General features: G+C 59.3%; 20 protein-coding genes and 1 other RNA gene. 5 read left to right on the top strand and 16 right to left on the bottom strand.

Features of this window, described 5'->3' with window-relative positions; translation table 11 throughout:
- Nucleotides 1–4: 4 nt before the first annotated feature.
- The 9 genes from mraY to rsmI all read right to left on the bottom strand — a co-directional run bounded on the left by mraY (nt 5) and on the right by rsmI (nt 9,026).
- Nucleotides 5–1,087, bottom strand: coding sequence for a phospho-N-acetylmuramoyl-pentapeptide-transferase (gene mraY / locus IB254_RS21110; protein WP_008025976.1), 1,083 nt, complete (start codon nt 1,085–1,087; stop codon nt 5–7).
- Entirely contained in the window at nt 1,087–2,454 is a 1,368-nt protein-coding gene (locus tag IB254_RS21105; protein ID WP_192419234.1) for a UDP-N-acetylmuramoyl-tripeptide--D-alanyl-D-alanine ligase, read from the bottom strand. The genes mraY and IB254_RS21105 overlap by 1 nt, the downstream gene beginning before the upstream one ends.
- On the bottom strand, nt 2,447–3,910 hold the full coding sequence (locus IB254_RS21100; RefSeq protein ID WP_192419233.1) for a UDP-N-acetylmuramoyl-L-alanyl-D-glutamate--2,6-diaminopimelate ligase: 1,464 nt from the start codon (nt 3,908–3,910) through the stop codon (nt 2,447–2,449). Before IB254_RS21100 ends, IB254_RS21105 begins: the two co-directional genes overlap by 8 nt.
- Nucleotides 3,910–5,649, bottom strand: coding sequence for a peptidoglycan D,D-transpeptidase FtsI family protein (locus IB254_RS21095; RefSeq protein ID WP_177318160.1), 1,740 nt, complete (start codon nt 5,647–5,649; stop codon nt 3,910–3,912). Before IB254_RS21095 ends, IB254_RS21100 begins: the two co-directional genes overlap by 1 nt.
- The gene (gene ftsL, locus IB254_RS21090) at nt 5,649–5,942 is read right to left on the bottom strand and encodes a cell division protein FtsL (RefSeq protein WP_032828607.1); all 294 of its coding nucleotides are present in this window, start codon (nt 5,940–5,942) and stop codon (nt 5,649–5,651) included. Before ftsL ends, IB254_RS21095 begins: the two co-directional genes overlap by 1 nt.
- Entirely contained in the window at nt 5,939–6,886 is a 948-nt protein-coding gene (gene rsmH / locus IB254_RS21085) for a 16S rRNA (cytosine(1402)-N(4))-methyltransferase RsmH (RefSeq protein ID WP_412548230.1), read from the bottom strand. The genes ftsL and rsmH overlap by 4 nt, the downstream gene beginning before the upstream one ends.
- Nucleotides 6,883–7,338 carry a division/cell wall cluster transcriptional repressor MraZ gene (gene mraZ, locus IB254_RS21080; protein ID WP_008025967.1) on the bottom strand — a complete coding sequence of 152 codons (456 nt, stop codon included), beginning with the start codon at nt 7,336–7,338 and terminating at the stop codon, nt 6,883–6,885. Before mraZ ends, rsmH begins: the two co-directional genes overlap by 4 nt.
- A gap of 353 nt (nt 7,339–7,691) precedes the next feature.
- An RNA gene (rnpB, locus tag IB254_RS21075) (RNase P RNA component class A) lies at nt 7,692–8,045 on the bottom strand.
- A gap of 75 nt (nt 8,046–8,120) precedes the next feature.
- Nucleotides 8,121–9,026: a 16S rRNA (cytidine(1402)-2'-O)-methyltransferase gene (gene rsmI / locus IB254_RS21070; RefSeq protein ID WP_162130705.1), complete on the bottom strand. Its 906-nt coding sequence runs from the start codon at nt 9,024–9,026 to the stop codon at nt 8,121–8,123.
- A gap of 176 nt (nt 9,027–9,202) precedes the next feature.
- Here rsmI and IB254_RS21065 point away from each other — a divergent pair, with 176 nt between their 5' ends.
- The 4 genes from IB254_RS21065 (at nt 9,203) to IB254_RS21050 (ending at nt 12,649) form a co-directional block, all read left to right on the top strand.
- Nucleotides 9,203–11,014, top strand: coding sequence for a penicillin-binding protein activator (locus IB254_RS21065; RefSeq protein ID WP_192419232.1), 1,812 nt, complete (start codon nt 9,203–9,205; stop codon nt 11,012–11,014).
- Nucleotides 11,014–11,376, top strand: a complete 363-nt coding sequence (locus IB254_RS21060; protein ID WP_192419231.1) for a YraN family protein — start codon at nt 11,014–11,016, stop codon at nt 11,374–11,376. Before IB254_RS21065 ends, IB254_RS21060 begins: the two co-directional genes overlap by 1 nt.
- Before the next feature lie 104 nt (nt 11,377–11,480).
- Nucleotides 11,481–12,074 carry a phosphoheptose isomerase gene (locus tag IB254_RS21055; RefSeq protein WP_008025961.1) on the top strand — a complete coding sequence of 198 codons (594 nt, stop codon included), beginning with the start codon at nt 11,481–11,483 and terminating at the stop codon, nt 12,072–12,074.
- Nucleotides 12,071–12,649, top strand: coding sequence for a BON domain-containing protein (locus IB254_RS21050; protein WP_008025960.1), 579 nt, complete (start codon nt 12,071–12,073; stop codon nt 12,647–12,649). Before IB254_RS21055 ends, IB254_RS21050 begins: the two co-directional genes overlap by 4 nt.
- A 139-nt stretch (nt 12,650–12,788) precedes the next feature.
- On the opposite strand, the gene IB254_RS21045 is transcribed toward IB254_RS21050, so the two are convergent.
- The 7 genes from IB254_RS21045 to rplM all read right to left on the bottom strand — a co-directional run bounded on the left by IB254_RS21045 (nt 12,789) and on the right by rplM (nt 17,677).
- Nucleotides 12,789–13,202 carry a ClpXP protease specificity-enhancing factor gene (locus tag IB254_RS21045; protein WP_008037283.1) on the bottom strand — a complete coding sequence of 138 codons (414 nt, stop codon included), beginning with the start codon at nt 13,200–13,202 and terminating at the stop codon, nt 12,789–12,791.
- Nucleotides 13,203–13,218: 16 nt separating this feature from the next.
- Nucleotides 13,219–13,836, bottom strand: coding sequence for a glutathione S-transferase N-terminal domain-containing protein (locus IB254_RS21040; RefSeq protein WP_007905304.1), 618 nt, complete (start codon nt 13,834–13,836; stop codon nt 13,219–13,221).
- A 151-nt stretch (nt 13,837–13,987) separates the two neighbouring features.
- Complete coding sequence (locus IB254_RS21035) at nt 13,988–14,770, bottom strand: cytochrome c1 (protein ID WP_192419229.1); 783 nt, start codon at nt 14,768–14,770, stop codon at nt 13,988–13,990.
- Nucleotides 14,770–15,981: a cytochrome b gene (locus IB254_RS21030; RefSeq protein ID WP_007943720.1), complete on the bottom strand. Its 1,212-nt coding sequence runs from the start codon at nt 15,979–15,981 to the stop codon at nt 14,770–14,772. Before IB254_RS21030 ends, IB254_RS21035 begins: the two co-directional genes overlap by 1 nt.
- Nucleotides 15,981–16,574 (bottom strand): ubiquinol-cytochrome c reductase iron-sulfur subunit, encoded by a 594-nt coding sequence (gene petA, locus IB254_RS21025; protein ID WP_008025954.1) that lies wholly within the window; start codon nt 16,572–16,574, stop codon nt 15,981–15,983. Before petA ends, IB254_RS21030 begins: the two co-directional genes overlap by 1 nt.
- 267 nt (nt 16,575–16,841) lie before the next feature.
- Entirely contained in the window at nt 16,842–17,234 is a 393-nt protein-coding gene (gene rpsI, locus IB254_RS21020) for a 30S ribosomal protein S9 (protein WP_003205364.1), read from the bottom strand.
- A gap of 14 nt (nt 17,235–17,248) precedes the next feature.
- On the bottom strand, nt 17,249–17,677 hold the full coding sequence (gene rplM, locus IB254_RS21015; RefSeq protein ID WP_007905295.1) for a 50S ribosomal protein L13: 429 nt from the start codon (nt 17,675–17,677) through the stop codon (nt 17,249–17,251).
- A 245-nt stretch (nt 17,678–17,922) separates the two neighbouring features.
- Here rplM and IB254_RS21010 point away from each other — a divergent pair, with 245 nt between their 5' ends.
- Entirely contained in the window at nt 17,923–18,963 is a 1,041-nt protein-coding gene (locus IB254_RS21010) for an NADP(H)-dependent aldo-keto reductase (RefSeq protein ID WP_008025952.1), read from the top strand.
- The last annotated feature ends 82 nt before the right edge of the window (nt 18,964–19,045 follow it).

Here is a 19,045-nt window from a genome sequence, read left to right as displayed (position 1 = left end):
GTTTCTACCTCAGCTTCAGGGTGGCAAGGCCGATCAGCACGAGAATCACGGTGATGATCCAGAAACGGACGATCACACGCGGCTCGGGCCAGCCCTTGAGTTCAAAGTGGTGGTGAATCGGTGCCATGCGGAACACACGGCGACCGGTCAGTTTAAAGGAGGCAACCTGAATGACGACTGACAGGGTCTCCATCACGAACACGCCGCCCATGATGAACAGGACGATTTCCTGACGGACGATCACCGCGATGGTGCCCAGGGCCGCGCCCAGCGCCAGCGCGCCAACGTCGCCCATGAAGACTTGTGCCGGGTAGGTGTTGAACCAGAGGAAGCCGAGGCCCGCACCGATCAACGCACCGCAGAACACGATCAGCTCACCGGCGCCGGGTACGTACGGGATCAGCAGGTATTCGGCGAATTTCACGTTACCCGACAGGTAGCAGAAGATCCCCAGGCCACCACCGACCATCACGGTCGGCATGATCGCCAGGCCGTCGAGGCCGTCGGTCAGGTTGACCGCGTTGCTCGAACCGACGATCACGAAGTAAGTCAGCACGATGAAACCTGCGCCCAGCGGAATGCTGTAGTCCTTGAGCATTGGCAGGATCAGGGTGGTTTCAACCGGCGTCGCGGCGGTCATATAGAGGAAGATCGCCGCGCCGAGGCCAAACACCGACTGCCAGAAATACTTCCAGCGGCTCGGCAGGCCTTTGGAGTTTTTCTCGATGACCTTGCGATAGTCATCGACCCAGCCGATGGCACCGAACAGCAACGTCACCAGCAACACGGTCCACACATAGCGGTTGCTCAGGTCAGCCCAGAGCAAGGTGCTGACGCCGATGGACGACAGGATCAGCGCCCCGCCCATGGTCGGCGTGCCGGATTTGGACAGGTGCGATTGCGGGCCGTCGTTACGAACGGATTGACCGATCTGACGGTTCTGCAACGTGCGGATCATCCACGGGCCATAGCACAGCGACAAAACCAGCGCGGTCAGCACACCGAGAATCCCGCGCAGGGTCAGGTACTGAAAGACCGCGAAGCCTTTGTAGAACTGTTGCAGATACTCCGCTAGCAGCAGCAGCATTAATGTTTCTCCAGACTGGACCCGCACAAAGCGGCAACGATGTTTTCCATCGCAGCGCTGCGCGAGCCCTTGATCAAAATGGTGGTGTTTGTGTCTTGCTCGGCGCCGAGGGCCTTGATCAGTTCAGCCTGAGTGGTGAAGTGATAAGCCTGCTCGCCGAAAGCGTTTACGGCGTGAGTCATCAATGGCCCGACCGCGTAAAGCGCAGAAACCTTGCCACGGGCATATTCGCCCACGTCGCGGTGCCCCTGCTCCGCCCAATCGCCCAACTCGCCGATATCACCGAGCACCAGAACGGTGCGGCCGGAAAAGCCGGCGAGTATATCAACGGCCGCGCACATCGAGGTGGGGTTCGCGTTGTAAGTGTCATCGATCACGCGCATGCCATTGCTGGCCAGTTGCGCGACGGTGCGGCCCTTGACCGGCTGCACCGCGCCGAGGCCGGTGGCGATGCCAAACAGCGACACGCCCAAGGCGTGCGCGGCAGCGGCGGCGGCCATGGCATTGGCGACGTTATGGGTGCCGAGCAGGTTCAGTTGAACGCGCTCCACACCGTCAGGACTGTGCAGATTGAACGCCGGGCAGCCGCGAGCGTCGCGGTCCAGATCGCTGGCGTAGAAGTCGGCGCTGACGTTGCTCAGGGCAAAGGTCAGCACTTTGCGACCGGCGGCGCGGGTCTTCCAGATGTCGAAGGCCTTGTCGTCGAGATTGAGCACGGCGATGCCATCGGCCGCCAGCCCTTCAATTATCTCGCCCTTGGCTTCCACGATTTTTTCCGGCCCGCCGAACTCGCCAACGTGGGCGGTTCCGGCGTTGTTGAGCACAGCCACGTGGGGCTTGGTCATGCCGACGGTGTAGGCAATTTCGCCGAGCCGCGAAGCACCCAGCTCGATCACGGCGGCGGTATGTTCCGGCGCGAGTTCAAGCAAGGTCAGCGGCACGCCGAGGTCATTGTTCAGGTTGCCACGGGTCGCCAACACCGGACCGCGAGTGCGCAGGATGCTCGCGAGCATTTCCTTGACCGTGGTCTTGCCGCTGGAGCCGGTGATGGCGGCGACCGGGTGAGTAAACGCAGCACGGTTCATCGCACCCAGTTGCCCAAGGGCCTGACGGGCGTCCTTGACCAGCAATTGCGGCAGCCCACTGTCGGGCACTTCGCGCTCGACCAGGGCAGCCACCGCGCCTTTGTTCGCCACGTCGTTCAGGTAGTCATGGCCGTCGAAACGCGGGCCGGTCAAGGCAATAAACAGTTGGCCCGGCTTGATCGCACGGCTGTCGATGCTGACGCCATCGAACGTGGCATCGGCGATGATCATGCGGCCATTCAGCGCGCTGGTCAGTTCGCTCAGTTTCAAGTGTTTAAGCATGAGCCACCTCCCACGCGGTCAGTGCGTGATCAGCCTCGACCAGATCAGAGAAGTCATGACGCTGGCCGTTGATTTCCTGATAGTCCTCGTGACCTTTACCGGCCAGGACAATCACGTCATGCACCGAAGCACTGGCGATCAATTGCGCAATGGCCTGACCACGACCGGCGACGAACGTCACCTTATCCACGTTGGTGAAACCGGCGCGGATGTCATCGAAAATTACTGCAGGGTCTTCGGTGCGCGGATTGTCATCGGTGACCAGCACGCCGTCGGCAAGACGCTCGACCACTTCGGCCATCAGCGGGCGCTTGCCGCGATCGCGATCACCGCCGCAGCCGAACAGGCACAACAAGCGGCCTTTGGCATGCGGACGCAGGGCCATCAATACTTTTTCCAGCGCATCCGGGGTGTGGGCGTAATCGACCACTACCAGCGGCTGATTACCGCCGCCCAGGCGCTGCATGCGGCCCGCCGGGCCTTCGAGTTTCGGCAGGACGTTGAGGATTTCGTCCAGCGCGTAGTCGAGACCGAGCAAGGCGCCGACCGCTGCCAGGACGTTGCTCAGGTTGAAGCGACCGAGCAAGGTGCTGCGCAAATGATGCTCGCCTTGCGGCGTGACCAACGTGGCGCGCACGCCTTCGTCATCGAACTGCGCTTCGCGGCAAAACAGGTAGGCGCTGCTGTCGAGCAAGCTATAGGTGATCAAGCGCGACTCACGTTTTTCAGCAGCCAGTTGCCGGCCGAAATCGTCGTCGAGGTTCACCACCCGGCATTTCAGATCGTTCCAGTCGAACAGCTTGGCCTTGGCTTCGCCGTAGGCCTGCATGGTGCCGTGGTAATCCAGATGATCGCGGGACAGATTGGTCATCACCGCCACATCAAACGCCAATGCCGTTACGCGGCCCTGATCCAGACCATGGGAAGACACTTCCATGGCCACGGCTTTGGCGCCGGCCTTTTTCAGGTCAGCGAGGGTCGCTTGCACGGCGATCGGGTTCGGCGTGGTGTGCAGGCCGCTTTCCAGCGCGCCGTAGAAACCAGTGCCCAGGGTCCCGACAATGCCGCAATGCTGGCCGAGCAAATCCAGTGCTTGCGCAACCAATTGGGTCACGCTGGTTTTGCCGTTGGTGCCGGTCACGCCGACCAGGTTCAGGTGGCGGCTCGGTTCACCGTAGAAACGCCCGGCGATATCGGACAGCTGCGCCGCCAGACCTTTGACCGGAATCAGCGGCACGTCGGTGATCGGCAGCACGGTGGCGCCTTCGACTTCATACGCCACGGCTGCAGCACCGCGCTGCAAGGCGTCGGCAATGTGCGCGCGACCGTCGAACTTGCCGCCAGGAACGGCAAGAAACAGATCGCCAGCCCGCACATTGCGGCTGTCCAGTGTCAGTTCGCGGATCAACAGATCGCGGCCAGCGTGGGCGAAAATCTTGTTCAGGCTCAGAGACATCAGCCGCGCCCTCCATTGGCTTTCAGCGGAACGACCGGTGTTGCGTTGGCTTGTTGCACCGGCGGCAGGTTGTCCGGCGTGACGTTCATCAGGCGCAGGGTCCCGGACATCACTTTGCTGAACACCGGCGCCGATACCAGGCCACCGAAATAGCCAGCTTTGGTCGGTTCATCGATCACCACTACGATGGCGTATCGCGGATCGCTCATCGGGCCGAAGCCTGCGAACAGCGAGCGGTAGGAATTCTCGGCATAGCCTTTAGTGCCGACCGACGTTTTACGCGCCGTACCGGACTTGCCGCCGACGTGATACGCCGGCACTTGCGCACGGAATACACCGCGCGGTGCTTCGATCACTTGTTGCAGCATGGTTTGCATGGTCTTGGCGACAGCTTCCGGCAGCACTTGCGTGGTTTGCGGCGCCTTGTCGGTCTTGATCAGGGTCAGTGGCGCGAGGCGACCGTTGTTGGCCAGTGCCGAGAAGGCGTGGACCAACTGGATCGCGGTCACGGAAATACCGTAGCCATAGGACAGCGTGGCGGTTTCCGCCTTGCGCCATTCGCGGTAGTTCGGCAGGTTGCCCACGCGCTCGCCCGGGAAACCGAGGCCGGTGTCCTGGCCGAGGCCGACTTTCTGCGCCAGCCGGAAAATGGTTTCGCCGCCGATATCGAACGCGACCTTGCTCATGCCGACGTTACTGGAGTTGATCAGAATGCCGGTCAGGTCAAGTACCGGACCTTCAGTCTTGGATACGTCCTTGATGGTGTACTTGCCAATCTGCAAGCTGCCCGGGTAAACCTCGACGGTGTCGGTCGGTTTCCAGCGGCCGGTTTCGATCGCGGCACTCATGGAGATCGCTTTCATGGTCGAACCCGGTTCGAACACGTCGATCATTGCGCGGTTACGCATCATCGCCGGTTGCAGGTTGCGACGGTTGTTCGGGTTGTAGGTCGGCTGGTTGACCATGGCGAGGATCTCGCCGGTCTTCACGTCCATGATCACCAGGCTGCCGGCTTTCGCGCCGTTCTCGATGATCGCGTTGCGCAGCTCGCGGTTGGCCAGGTATTGCAGACGCAGGTCAATGGACAACGCCAAGGGCTTACCGGCCTTGGCGTTTTTGGTCACCTGAACATCTTTGATAAGTCGACCGCGCCGATCCTTGATGACCTGCCGCTTGCCAGGGACACCGGCGAGCCATTCATCATAGGCCAGCTCGACACCTTCACGACCGTGGTCATCAATGTCGGTAAAGCCGACCATATGAGCAGTCACTTCACCGGCCGGGTAGAAACGGCGGAATTCCTCGATGCCGTAGACGCCCGGCACTTTCAGGTCGAGCACGGACTGGCCTTGCTCAGGCGTCAGCCCGCGCACCAGATAGATAAATTCTTTATTGGCCTGAGCTTCGAGACGTTCGGCGAGGGCTTTCGGATCCTGACCCAACGCGGCCGCCAATGCCGGCCACTTCTCTTTGGCCGTTTGCATTTCCTTGGCGTTGGCCCACAGCGTGGTGACCGGGGTACTGACAGCCAAAGGCTCGCCGTTACGGTCGGTGATCAGACCACGGTGAGCCGGAATCGGAATGTGACGAACGCTGCGCGCGTCGCCCTGGCCTTTCAGGAAGGCACGGTCGACCACTTGCAGGTCAATGATGCGCCAGCAAATTGCCGCGACCATGACGCCGAGCAAACCCACCACCAGGCGAAACCGCCATGGAAAGAGTGCGCCTTCGAGTTTCATCATGGCGCCACCATCTGCACGTCAGCGGCGCCAGGAATGTGCATCTTCAGTTGCTCGGTGGCCAGGACTTCGATGCGGCTGTGCGCCGTCCAGGTGCTCTGCTCGAGAATCAACCGGCCCCATTCCGCCTGCGCCTTGTCGCGCACGCTCAACTCGTTGTACAGCGAGTTCAACAGCTGACGGTTCCAGTGGGCGCTGTACGACACGCCGATGGCCGACACGAGCACGCCAACAAACAGCAGCAGCATGAAAAAGCTTCCGCCGGGAAGTGGCTTGGCGAAAAGCTTGCTCACCGCAGCTTCTCCGCCACGCGCATGACGGCGCTACGGGAACGTGGGTTGGCTTTGAGTTCGGCCTCGGAGGCGGACTGCGCTTTGCCATGGATTTTGATTTTCGGTTCGAACGCGACGTGACGTACCGGCAGGTTGCGCGGCAGGTTGTCGGCTTCGCCTTTCACCAGCTTGCGCATGAACAGTTTGACGATGCGGTCTTCCAGCGAGTGAAAACTGATGACCACCAGGCGGCCACCGATTTCCAGGGATTCCAGCGCAGCTTCAAGGCCGGCTTCCAGATCGCCCAGTTCGTTGTTGACGTGAATACGCAGGCCCTGGAATGCACGGGTCGCAGGGTTCTTGCCCTTTTCCCATGCCGGGTTGGCGACTTTCAGGACTTCAGCCAGATCGCCGGTGCGTTCAAACGGCTTGATGTCACGACGCTCGGCCACGGCACGGGCCATGCGGCCGGAGAAACGTTCTTCGCCGTATTCCTTGAACACACGGGCGATTTCTTCCACCGGCGCGGTGTTGACGAACTCGGCAGCGCTGATCCCGCGGGACGGGTCCATGCGCATGTCCAGCGGGCCATCATTGAGGAAACTGAAACCGCGCTCAGGGTCGTCGAGCTGTGGCGAAGACACGCCCAGGTCAAGCAGAACGCCGCTGACCTTGCCGACCAGACCGCGTTCGGCGACTTCCGAACCGAGTTCGGCAAAGCTGCGCTGCACAACGACAAAGCGGCCGTCTTCGGCCGCTAGCGTCTGCCCGGTGGCAATCGCTTGAGGATCCTTGTCGAATCCCAGCAACCGACCCTCGGGACCAAGCTGGCTGAGGATCAACCGGCTGTGTCCGCCGCGCCCGAACGTGCCGTCCAGATAGCAGCCATCAGGACGTACGGCGAGAGCCTCGACGGCTTCGTCAAGCAGTACGGTGATGTGGTTAAAGCCGCTATCAATAGTCACAGGATCAAATCACGCAGTTCATCAGGCATGGCGCCCGGTTGTTGAATAGCAGCCAGGTCAGCGGCAGAAACCGCATCCCAGGCATCCTCGTCCCACAATTGGAACTTGTTCAGTTGGCCTACCAGCATCGCGCGCTTATCCAGCCGGGCATATTCACGAAGACGCGGCGGAACCAGGAAACGACCACTGCCATCGAGCTCGAGGTCGACGGCATTACCAATCAGTAAACGTTGCAGGCGGCGGTTCTCTTCGCGAAGCGAAGGCAGTGCGCGCAGTTTGGTTTCAATAATTTCCCACTCATCGAGGGGGTAAACACACAAACACGGATCAACGGCATCAATTGTGACGATCAGCTGACCGGAACTACGCGAAACGAGCTCGTCACGGTACCGGCTCGGCATGGCGAGACGGCCCTTTGCGTCGAGACTGATAGCGTTAGCTCCGCGAAACACGTCAGCGTTTCTCCAAATATTAGCGTTTTGCGTTCAAAAAACCCACTTCATGCCACTTTCCACCACTTGCGCACACTATAGGAATGCGGCCACCGCACCGTCAAGGCGCGGATTAAAGGAAAACCCTTACAGAACTGAGATTTAGGAGCGTATTGGGAGGGGTAACGGCAATCTGGCGGATGAATTTGCTCGATAACTTGAATCAGCACAGAAGGCTGCGTTCAGAAGTTAAAGTAGTTTGTTAAGAGTAAGATTTTTTCGGTATTACAAAAGAGGTTATGCGATTGATTGTGCAGGAGGGAAATTGCCATTACGAGCGCCCTGCTCAACGATTCAAACAGGGAGGGAAAAAGGTGGAGAGTCGATCTGTAAGCCGGGTTCTGTCTTGAACAGTCATTCGTCTACGATGGCCATCACTGGACATCTTTAGCAACCTACCCGGTCCCAGCGCGGGCCACGCCTTGGGACCCTATTTGGTCTTGCTCCAAGTGGGGTTTACCTAGCCACGAACTGTTGCCAGACGTGCGGTGCGCTCTTACCGCACCTTTTCACCCTTACCGGCGCCGAAGCGCTTAGGCGGTTATTTTCTGTGGCACTTTCCGTAGGCTCACGCCTCCCAGGCATTACCTGGCACTTCGCCCTATGGAGCCCGGACTTTCCTCCCCCCCCTAATTTTCATAGAGGGCAGCGACTGTCCGATCGACTCTCCGCCGCGAAGGTTAACGGCAGAGCGGCCGAAGAACAAGCGTTAAACGCCATCAGCCGCGCCTGCACGTCGGGTTTTACTCGCCCTTCTGCTTATCCAGCGCGACCTGATACAGGACATTCTTGCGTTCGCCGGTAATTTGCGCGGCCAATGCTGCGGCCCGCTTGAGTGGCATTTCTTCGAGCAACAGATTGAGGATGCGCATGGCTTCACTGCTGACGGCATCTTCCGTCTCGGGGGCGGACCAGCCCGCCACCAACACCACACACTCACCGCGCTGCTGATTGCTGTCCGACTCGACAAACTCACGCAGCTCGGCCAATGGCAGGCCTTTCAGGGTTTCGAAGGTTTTGGTCAGTTCGCGCGCCAGCAACGCCAGACGCTCGCCACCGAAGACCAGCTCCATGTCTTGCAGGCATTCCAGGATCCGGTGCGGGGCCTCGTAGAAAATCAGCGTGCGCGGCTCTTCCTTTACCAGCTCCAGGCGAGCCCGACGACCAACCGCCTTGGCCGGCAGGAAGCCTTCGAAGATAAAACGGTCCGACGGCAAACCCGCCGCCGACAGCGCCGCAATCAATGCACAAGCCCCCGGGACCGGCACGACATTGATTCCGGCCGCACGGGCCTGACGCACCAGGTGATAACCCGGATCGGAGATCAGCGGCGTCCCGGCGTCGGAGATCAGCGCCACATCGTCACCGGCGAGCAGGCGGGTAATAAAGCGGCTACCTTCATCCCGCTCGTTGTGTTCGTGGCAAGCCGCCAGCGGCGTGGGGATGCCGAAATGCTGCATCAAACGCTGGGAGTGACGGGTGTCTTCGGCAGCGATCAATGCCACTTCGCGCAGGATCTTCAGCGCGCGCGCACTGATGTCGTCCAGGTTGCCGATGGGCGTCGCCACCACATAAAGCGAGCCAGCAGCGGAATTCAAAGCACCTGGAGCAGTCAAAGCGCACACCTCATGATCGGTAAAAGCCGCCATTGTAGCGCGTAGCGACGATTGCGATACGCGCAAGCAACCCCGGGTTTTTCAGGCTACGGTGCAGTGCTGCAACATTTGTACGAGCTAAATTGATCGATTCACGCCAGTAGCATCGCGCCCCGGCCAGTGCTTGGGTACAATTCCACGCTTATTTGATCGAGTATCAGGAACACTACATGATCGCTTGCCTGCGGCTGTTCACTGCCCTCTGCCTCGCTGCCTTGCTGGCGGCTTGCGCCAGCTCGCCCTCTTCCAGCCTTGGCGAACTTCCACGGACCCCGGATGCCAGTATCGAGCAACTGCTCGATCAGGCCGCCAAAAGCAAAACGCCGGAACAAGCCGCGCTGTTTCGCCTGAGCGCGGCCGACCTCGCTTATCGCCAGGGCAATGCCGGCCAGTCCGCGCAAATCCTGCAACAAGTGCCGGTCGAGCAACTCAAGCCAGGCCAACAGGTCTTCGCCAACACGCTGGCGGCTGAACTGGCCATGACCCGCAATCAGCCGAAAGCGGCGCTGACCGCTTTGAGCCATCCAAGCCTGCAACGCCTGGGTGAATTGCCGGAGGAACAACAGGTTCGCACCGGCACCGTGCACGCTCGCGCCCTTGAGGCCGATGGCCAGACCCTCGCCGCCGCACGGGAGCGTATTTTCATCGCGCCGATGTTGAGCGGTGAAGCGGCAGGCAAAAACCACGAAGCGATCTGGACCCTGATCGCTTCACTGCCAACCGACCAATTGCAGCCAACCACCAAGGACGACCTCGGTGGCTGGATGGGCCTGGCGCTGGCGGTTAAAACGGCCGGCACGCTTGAGCAGCAACAAGCTGCGATCGACAACTGGCGTGCCCAGAACCCTAAACACCCGGCCGCCATTCAGTTGCCGCTGTCACTGACCAAACTCAAGGAACTGGCTAGCCAGCCTCTGAGCAAGATCGCCCTGCTGCTGCCGCAAGACGGCCCGCTGGCATCGGTCGGCAAAGCGCTTCGCGAAGGTTTCATGGCAGCGCACTACCAGGCTCAACAGGCCGGCCAGAAGCCGCCTGCCATCGAGTTCTATGACAGCTCGCGCCTGACTTCCCTTGACGAGTTCTATCGCAAGGCTCAGGCCGATGGCGTGCAACTGGTCGTCGGTCCGCTGGAAAAACCACTGGTCAAACAGCTCAGCACTCGCCCACAGCTGCCGATCACGACCCTGGCGCTGAACTACAGCGAAGGCGAACAAGGCCCGGCCCAGTTGTTCCAGTTCGGTCTTGCCGCTGAAGACGAAGCCCGCGAAGTGTCCCGTCGCGCTCGCGCCGATGGCCTGCATCGCGCCGCGATCATGGTGCCGAAAGGTGAATGGGGCGACCGCGTACTCCGAGCGTTCAGCCAGGACTGGCAGGCAAACGGCGGCAGCATCGTTGCCACCGAGCGCGTTGATCAGCCGGTGCAACTGGCCCAGCAGATTGCCGACATGTTCCAGCTGCGCCAGAGCGAAGGCCGCGCCAAGAGCCTGCAAAGCACCGTCGGTTCGCAGGTTGCCGCCCAGCCTTCGCGTCGCCAGGACATCGAGTTCATCTTCCTGGCCGCCACACCTCAGCAAGCCCAGCAGATCAAACCGACCCTGAACTTCCAATACGCAGGCGATGTGCCGGTTTACGCCACCTCCCACGTATTCAGCGCCAGCGGCGACGTGAACCAGTACAACGACATGAACGGCATTCGCTTCTGCGAAACCCCATGGTTGCTGGACGCCAATGACCCGCTGCGCAAGCAAGTGACCACACAATGGCCACAAGCCGCCGGCAGCCTGGGTCGCTTGTATGCGATGGGCGTCGACGCCTACCGCCTGGCTCCGCGCCTGGGGCAACTCAAGGCGCTGCCGGACAGCCGCATCGAAGGTCAATCGGGTAGCCTGGGCATGACTCAGAACCAGCGCGTCGTGCGCCAGTTGCCGTGGGCACAGTTCGCCAACGGCCAGGTTCAACGCCTGCCGGACACCCCGCGCTGATGCCTGACCGGTCACGCCAGCAAAGCGGTAAAGATGCCGAGCGCCATGCGCTCGAGCATCTGCAACAACAGGGTCTGCGCCTGCTGGCGCAGAACTGGTTGTGTAAACGCGGCGAGCTTGATCTGGTCATGCTTGATGGCGATACAGTAGTATTCGTTGAAGTTCGCTACAGAAAAAACACTCAATGGGGTGGCGCGCTCGATAGCATCGATGAGCGCAAACGGCAGAAACTGATTTTTGCCGCGCAGTATTTTCTTCAGCGCGAGTCGTGTTGGGCCAATTCCCCTTGCCGTTTCGACGTGGTTGCCATCGACAGCAGCCTCGATCAGTTGAACTGGCTGCAGAATGCCTTCGACAGCTGATCGCGTGCGTCCCGAACCGGACACTTTCACCCGACAATTTTGCTCTTTGCTTTGCGGGCTGCACATTCATGTGCCGAGTAGCCGCGCTAATTAAGGTCACACAGATGGACATGCAATCCCGAATTCGCCAGCTTTTTCAGGCCAGTATCGACACCAAGCAAATGGCGATGGACGTACTTGCACCGCACATCGAGCAAGCCAGCCAAGTGATGGTCAACGCCCTGCTCAACGAGGGCAAAATGCTCTCCTGCGGCAACGGCGGTTCCGCGGGCGATGCCCAGCATTTCTCGTCCGAGCTGCTCAACCGCTTTGAACGTGAGCGTCCGAGCCTGCCGGCCATCGCATTGACCACCGACAGCTCGACGATCACCTCGATCGCCAACGACTACAGCTACAACGAAATCTTCTCCAAGCAGATCCGCGCACTCGGCCAGCCGGGCGACGTACTGCTGGCGATTTCCACCAGCGGCAACTCGGCGAACATTATTCAAGCGATCCAGGCCGCACATGATCGCGAAATGATTGTCGTAGCATTGACGGGCCGCGATGGCGGCGGCATGGCGTCGCTGCTATTGCCCGAGGACGTCGAGATTCGCGTACCGGCCAACGTCACCGCACGTATTCAGGAAGTCCACCTGCTGGCGATCCATTGCCTTTGCGATTTGATCGACAGCCAACTGTTCGGGAGTGAAGAATGACCCCTAATCGCCTAGGCCTTCTGGCCTTGACCCTGTGCCTCGGCATCAGCGGCTGCACCTCGGTGGTGAATGCCAGCCGTGAAGCGCCGATCGATGATGATCGCGGCACACGCACCTTAGGCAGCAAGATCGACGACTCTCTGATCGACACAAAAGTCGGCGTGAACATCGCCAAGGCCGATCCAGCCCTGGACAACGATTCGCACATCGTCGTCACCAGCTTCAACGGCGTCGTACTGCTCGCCGGGCAAACGCCACGCGCCGACCTCAAGGCCAAGGCCGAACAGGCCGCTGCCGCCGTGCAGCGCGTGAAAACGGTGCACAACGAACTGCAGGTGCTGCCGCCCTCCGGTTTCCTCGCCCGCCAGAACGACACCTGGCTGACCTCCAAGATCAAGACCCAGATGCTCACCGATCCGAACATCCCGGGATCGCGCATCAAGGTTGTCACTGAAAACGGCATCGTCTATTTGCTGGGTCTGCTGACCAAGCAGGAAGCCGCACAGGCGACCAATCTGGTGCAGGGCGTTTCCGGCGTGCAGAAGATTGTGAAGCTGTTTGAGTACATTGACTGATACTAGCGGCGATCTAGAGACCGCCCTCGACCTGTAGGAGCACGGCTTGCCGGCGAAGGCGATTTCGAGGACGCCTTCGCCGGCAAGCCTGGCTCCTACAAGTAATAAAAAAGGCGATCCATTCGGATCGCCTTTTTTATTACTTCACCACTTTCAAACTTGGCCGACCGCTTGGGCGCGGCGGCTCACTGTCCGGCGGCGGAAGATCATCATCCGGCTCGATCTCTTCCTCGTCTTCCATAGGCGATTCCAGATCGAACACCATGCCCTGACCGTTCTCCCGGGCGTAAATGCCCAGGATCGATGCGATAGGCACGTACAGGGTGTGCGGCACGCCACCGAAGCGCCCCTCGAAGCTGACCGCTTCGTTGTCCATGTGCAGATGACGCACGGCGGCCGGCGATACGTTCAGGACAATCTGTCCGTCACTGGCAAAACCCTGAGGCACCTGCACCGACGGATACTCGGAATTGACCAGCATGTGCGGGGTGCAATCGTTGTCCACAATCCACTCGTAGAGCGCGCGGACCAGATAAGGTCGACTGGAGTTCATAGCGGCTCCTTAAGCCTTAGCGCATATCGCGTTCGACGCCAGACAGACTTGCCTGGAAAGCCTCACGCGCAAACGAGCGCTCCATATAATCAAGCAACGGCTTGGCGGGCCGTGGCAGTTCAATACCCAAAATCGGCAAGCGCCAGAGTATTGGCAGTAGGCAGCAATCCACCAGACTTTGTTCCTCGCTAAGGAAAAACGGCTTGTCGGCGAACAACGGCGACACGCCAGTCAGGCTTTCGCGCAGCTCTTTACGAGCGACGACACGGGCAGCTTCCTTGGTCCGCGAATCCAGGATCAGATCCACCAGACCACACCAGTCACGCTGAATACGATGAATCAGCAAACGGCTGTTGGCACGCGCCACTGGATAAACCGGCAGCAAAGGCGGATGCGGGTAACGCTCATCCAGATATTCCATCACCACGGTCGACTCCCACAACGCCAGGTCACGATCGACCAGGGTGGGCAGGCTTCCGTAAGGGTTCACCTCAATCAGTTTAGGCGGCTGGCGGCCAGCTTCCACGTAAATGATCTCGGCGCTGACACCCTTCTCTGCAAGTACGATGCGCACTCGGTGGGAATAGTGGTCGGCGGGGTCGGAGTAACAGGCCAACCGATTGGTCACGCCCATGGCGGTCCTCCTCGCTTGTTGAAATTATCGGAAGCGGAAAAACGAGCGCGCCCAGAGGGCGTCTCCCGTAACGCCTGGATAAACCAGACTCGTTACACCTTCAGAGACGCCCTTGGGCGCGCGCGATTAACAGCAATTGCTTGAAACTTTATCAGTGCACATCTTTCCAGTATTCGCGCTTGAGCAAGTAGGCGAATACGAAGAAGAACGCCAGGTACAGCAAGACGTAGGTACCAATGCGCTGATGCTGCAGCTTAACCGGGTTAGCCGAGTAAGCGAGGAAGGTTACCAGATTCTTGACCTTCTCATCGAACTGCTCTTCGGTCAGAGCACCGCTCTTCGGCACGATGGTCAACTGATCGCACGCTTCATGAGTCAGCGCGGTACCGGTCAGCGGATCATATTGCTTCTTGCCGCCTTCGACGACCTGGACCTGTTTGCAACCGACGACCTGACGACCTTGCAGGCCCACCAGGACGTTCGGCATGCCCACGTTCGGGAAGACCTTGTTGTTCACGCCCCAAGGACGCGACGGATCTTCGTAGAACGACTTCAGGTAGCCGTAGAGCCAGTCCGTACCGCGAACACGAGCTACCAGGGTCAGGTCAGGCGGTGCAGCACCGAACCAGGTCTTGGCGTCAGCCGGCTGCATGCCGATGCTCATGTGGTCGCCGATCTTGGCGCCAGTGAACACCAGCTTCGACAGCATCAGATCGTGAGGAATGCCCAGATCGTCGGCAACACGCTCGTAGCGCTGGAACTTGGCGCTGTGGCAGCCCATGCAGTAGTTGGCAAATGTACGCGCGCCATCTTGCATGGCGGCCTTGTCGGAAACGTCGATGTCGACCTTTTCCAACTCAGGACCACCGTGCTCGGCAGCGAAGGACAGTACAGGCAAAGCAGCAAGAATCAGTACAGCAAATAGCTTTTTCATCAGCCAGTCACCCTTTCCGGAACCGGTTTGGTCTTCTCGAGCCTGGTGTAGAAAGGCATCAGAATGAAGTAGGCGAAGTACAGGAAAGTACACACCTGCGACAGCAACGTACGGCCTGGAGTCGGCGCCAGAACACCCAGCACGCCCAGAATCACGAACGAGATGCAGAACACCCAGAGCCAGATTTTGCTCAACCAGCCTTTGTAGCGCATCGACTTGACCGGGCTACGGTCCAGCCATGGCAGGACGAACAGTACAGCGATGGCCGCACCCATGGCGATAACGCCCAGGAGCTTGTCCGGAACCGCCCGCAGAATCGCGTAGAACGGTGTGAAGTACCAGACCGGAGCAATGTGCTCTGGGGTCTTGAACGCGTTCGCCACTTCAAAGTTCGGCTTCTCGAGGAAGTAGCCGCCCATTTCCGGGAAGAAGAACACGATCGAGCAGAAGATGAACAGGAACACCACCACGCCGACGATATCTTTCACGGTGTAGTACGGGTGGAAGGCAATGCCGTCCAGCGGTACGCCGTTTTCGTCTTTGTATTTCTTGATGTCCACGCCGTCCGGGTTGTTCGAGCCGACTTCGTGCAGCGCCAGAACGTGCAGCACCACCAGACCGAGAATCACGATCGGCAGGGCAACAACGTGCAGGGCAAAGAAGCGGTTCAGCGTGATACCGGAAATCAGGTAGTCACCACGGATCCACTGAGTCAGGTCGTTACCGATGACCGGGATCGCACCGAACAGCGAGATGATCACCTGGGCACCCCAGTAGGACATCTGGCCCCACGGCAGCAGGTAACCCATGAAGGCTTCCGCCATCAGCGCCAGGTAGATCAGCATGCCGAAGACCCACACCAGCTCACGCGGCTTCTGGTACGAACCGTAGAGCAAGCCACGGAACATATGCAGATAAACCACGATGAAGAACGCCGAAGCGCCGGTGGAGTGCAGCAGACGCAGGATCGAGCCGTACTCGACGTCGCGCATGATGTATTCGACGGAAGCAAACGCTTCTTCCGCCGACGGGGTGTAGCTCATGGTCAGCCAGACACCGGTAACGATCTGGTTGACCAGAACGAGCAGCGCCAGGGAACCAAAGAAGTAGAAGAAGTTGAAGTTCTTCGGGGCGTAGTACTTGCTGAGATGGTCTTCCCACATTTTGGTCGCGGGAAAGCGCGCATCAACCCAATCCATGAACTTGCTCATCACGCTTTCTCCGTATCGACGCCAATGACAATAATCTCATTGGTCTCATAGGAATGCGGGGGAACTGGCAGGTTCAAAGGCGCAGGTTGCGACTTGTAGACGCGGCCAGCCAGATCGTAGTGGGAACCGTGGCACGGGCAGAAATAGCCACCTACCCAGTCCTTGCCCAGATCAGCAGGCGCCACTTCGGGACGGAAGGTCGGCGAGCAACCCAGGTGCGTACAGATACCGATCAGCAGCAGAACCTCTGGCTTGATCGAACGCGTTACCGGGTCGACATAGGTCGGTTGTGTCGAGTTCTTGGAGGTCGGGTCAGCCAGCTGGCCCTCGATCTTTTTCAGATTCCCCAGGATTTCCTCGGTACGGCGGACAATGAACACCGGCTGACCGCGCCACTCAGCAATCATCTGCTGGCCTGGCTCGATTTTGCTGACATTCACTTTCACCGGTGCACCTGCGGCTTTCGCCTTGGCACTGGGAAACCATGACCCCACGAACGGGACCGCAGCCCCCACCGCTCCTGCAGCACCCACCACGGATGTGGCTGCTACCAAGAAGCGACGCCGGCCTGCATTCACGCCGTCATTGCTCATTCAGTCCTCTCCCATCAGCTTTGTGGCCTGTTAAATCAGGCATCTACTAAGTAAAACTATGTACTTATAAAAATTTTGCCGAATGGTAATGAAAAGCCCCAATTCTGACAAGGTAATTACCGAAGGGCTCCACTGCCAAGCCTTGTAGTATAGGGGCTCTGCGGATGTGGCAAGTTGTCACAGAGCAATTCTTTAATAAATCGCACCCATAAAAAAACGCCCAGCTCCGTGAGGAAACTGGGCGTTCTTTTTGAACGAGAAAGCGAATTAACGCTTCGAGTACTGCGGACGCTTACGCGCTTTACGCAGACCGACTTTCTTACGTTCAACTTCACGGGCGTCGCGGGTAACGAAGCCAGCTTTGCGCAGAGCGCCACGCAGGGTTTCGTCGTAGTCCATCAGAGCGCGAGTGATGCCGTGGCGGATTGCGCCAGCTTGACCACTTACACCACCGCCGATCACGGTGACGTAGATGTCGAACTTCTCGACAGTCTCAGTCAATTCCAGCGGCTGACGAACTACCATGCGGGCAGTTTCGCGGCCGAAGAAATTATCCAGCGAACGGTTGTTGATGGAGATGTTACCAGTACCCGGACGCAGGAAAACGCGTGCGGTTGCGGTCTTGCGACGGCCAGTGCCGTAATTTTGAGTCGCCGACATAATGAACTATTCCGTTAAAACTTCAGTTCTTGGGGCTGCTGAGCAGTATGAGGGTGTACAGCGCCCGCATAGACTTTCAGCTTACGATACATGTCGCGACCCAGCGGGTTCTTAGGCAGCATGCCTTTGACCGCGGTCTCGATCACGCGCTCAGGGGCTTTAGCGATCAGCTTTTCGAAGTTGATCGACTTGATGCCGCCCGGGAAACCGGAGTGGGAGTAGTAGATTTTGTCGGTGGTTTTAGCACCGGTTACACGAATCTGCTCGGCATTGATAACGACGATGTAATCGCCGGTGTCAACGTGAGGAGTGTACTCAGCTTTATGCTTGCCACGCAGACGGCTCGCGATTTCGGTGGCCAGACGACCCAGGGTCTGACCTGCAGCGTCGACGACAAACCAGTCGCGCTGTACTGTTTCCGGTTTAGCAGTAAAAGTTTTCATTCTTTATAGCCTCAGGGGCCGCCCTGTAAATTAGACGGCGGATCTTACTGAATAGTGCGTACTTTGACAAGTCAAAGGCAGCCGGATACAGACGCTTTCGGGGGCTCGGGTCGGCGCGTCCGTTCAACGGCAAGATTCTTCGGCGGCGGCGCATCACTTCCACTGCAGAAAGAGGTGCGCAATTATGCAGATTGCGAAAAATATTTCAACCTGCTTTTATGATTGTTTTGCCCAAGGAGCACCTGATGGATTATCGACAGCTAGGCCGAACCAATCTGAACGTGAGCGCCATCTGCCTCGGAACCATGACCTGGGGCGAGCAAAACAGTGAAGCTGAAGCCTTCGCACAGATTGAACGGGCCAAAAGCGCCGGGATCAATTTCATCGACACCGCCGAGATGTACCCGGTACCGCCCAAAGCCGAAACCTACGCCACCACCGAGCGCTACATCGGCAATTACTTCAAAAGCCGCGGTGATCGCGCCGACTGGATCCTGGCCAGCAAGATCGCCGGCCCCGGCAACACCATCGACTACATCCGCGACAAAAACCTGCGCCACAACCGCCAGCACATCACCGAAGCCGTGGATGCGAGCCTCAAGCGCCTGCAGACCGACTACATCGACCTCTATCAATTGCACTGGCCGGAGCGCAGCACCAATTTCTTCGGTCAACTGGGCTACAAACACAAGAGCGAAGCGAACCTGACCCCGCTGGAGGACACCCTCGAAGCGCTGGACGAACAGGTCAAGGCCGGCAAGATCCGTCACATCGGCCTGTCCAACGAAACACCGTGGGGCACCATGCGTTTCCTGGCGCTGGCCGAAGCCCGTGGCTGGCCGCGTGCAGTGTCGATCCAGAACCCGTACAACCTGCTCAACCGCAGCTTCGAAGTCGGCCTGGCGGAAATCGCCATCCGCGAACAGTGCGGCCTGCTGGCCTATTCGCCGCTGGCGTTCGGTTTTCTGTCGGGCAAGTACGAAGGTGGCGCGCGTCCGCCGAAAGGTCGCCTGAGCCTCTACAGCCGCTTCAGCCGCTATTTCAATCCACAGTCGGAAGCCGCCTGCAGCCGTTATGTGGCGCTGGCCCGCGAGCACGGTCTGGACCCGGCGCAAATGGCCTTGGCGTTTGTGACGCAGCAGCCGTTCGTGACCAGCAACATCATCGGCGCGACGACGCTGGAACAACTGGACAGCAACATTGCCAGCTTCGAGCTGAAACTTTCCGATGAAGTGCTGGCGGGGATCGAGGCGATCCACAAGGATCACCCGAATCCTGCTCCGTAACCCGCACATGTAGGAGCCGGCTTGCTGGCGATTGGGACAACGCGGTTACAGCCAAAACCGCGTCGCTTCAATCGCCGGCAAG

The organism is Pseudomonas sp. PDM03, assembly GCF_014852385.1.
In the GTDB taxonomy this organism is placed as follows: Bacteria; Pseudomonadota; Gammaproteobacteria; order Pseudomonadales; family Pseudomonadaceae; genus Aquipseudomonas; species Aquipseudomonas migulae.
Note: the sequence above shows the minus strand (reverse complement) of the source record. Positions and strands in the feature narration are given on the sequence as shown.